Annotated in this window: 1 pseudogene; it reads left to right on the top strand. The window is 36.1% G+C overall.

The window, feature by feature from the left end:
- Positions 1–61: 61 nt before the first annotated feature.
- Positions 62–1,334, top strand: a pseudogene (locus ME1_RS08175) (autotransporter outer membrane beta-barrel domain-containing protein); the annotation flags it as partial.

The following is a 1,334-nucleotide window of genomic DNA, read 5'->3' as shown; positions in this document are numbered from 1 at the left end:
AAGAATTTTATACCCTCAATTCTAAATGTTATTTATTAACAGATAGGAGTAGAGAAGAAGTATGGTAAACGTATTTCGTAATCATGCGTTTGTATGCAGTTTCACAACGGCTATTCTTTATTTTTTGCAAGTTATGAATGCTTCTGGATGTGATCCAGAATCTTCCTTTTATGAATGCAGTGATGGTAAAACACATACAATCACAAATAAAACCTATCACTTAAAAAATTCTCGAGGGATATCTTCTGATTCTGCTCCCATGGCAGCCATATATGTGGAAAAAAAGGACACAGTTGTTGAGGCGTCACAGGTCACTGTCATAGGTGATAAGCCATATACAATATCTGAATATGGTGGCTATGTACAAGATGGCGGAAAGCTTATTTTAACGAATTCAAATTTTAAAGATGCACCCGGTCTTCGTGCTTACAATGCAATTATTAATATGAAAGAAGGCTCAATTAAGGGGACTTCGCATGCTATTCATGCATCGGGAAAAGAAACGGATGTTTCTTTAGATCGTGTAGATATTGAAATTGCACCAGATAATTTGAATATAGAAGGGATTGCTATTGTTAGTGGTTTGGGTGCAATGGTGAGGATGTCAGATAGCACCGTCACTTTTAATGAGATTGGTTCATTTTCAACACGGTTTGAGGGAAGGTATCTTCTCGATAGTATGACTATTAAGGGAGAAGGAAAAAAGAAGACGTCTAAAGTTGGTAAAAAAAATATAACTATATTACCGCTAGCTTTTGAAGCATTGCAAGCGAGTGATATTCATTTGAAGAATAGTTCTGTTCAACTTACTGATATGTACGGTTTTTTTATTAAAAATTTTTCAGGTTATACAGATGATAATGGTAAGTTGCTTCAAAATTATAATTCACCAGATAATTTTAAGAATACAAGTATTAGGCTTGAAAGCTCTCATATTTCAGTGCGGGGGGAAAGTGCGTATGGTTTGTATTTTCATGTATTAAGTCCGGAAGAGTCTATAAAAAAGTTGAATCTATCTGTTAGCAAACCTGCAAAAGCAGAAAAAATCATTGTAGGGGCTGCATCTGTTTCTTTGTCAAAGACAAAGCTTTCAGTTCCAGATGGCACGGCTATTTATGCTGTGGGGACCAATGGCTATGAAGCTAAAGGTACTCTGGAGTTATCAGAAGAAACTAAAGTCTCTGGTGATTTATTATTAAAAGCTGAAAATAACGCCTCTCTTTTTATTAAAGCGAGTGCTTCTTCACTTATAGGAGGCGCACGTGTTGAGGATATCTCTACCGCTGGATTAGAATTAACGCGTGGCTCGACATGGTTTCTCAAAAAAAGAAAGC

The sequence above is a fragment of the Bartonella vinsonii subsp. arupensis OK-94-513 genome (genome assembly GCF_000278235.1).
Lineage (GTDB): Bacteria > Pseudomonadota > Alphaproteobacteria > Rhizobiales > Rhizobiaceae > Bartonella > Bartonella arupensis.
The sequence above is the reverse complement of the archived record's forward strand: the minus strand, read 5'-3'. Positions and strand labels throughout refer to the sequence as shown.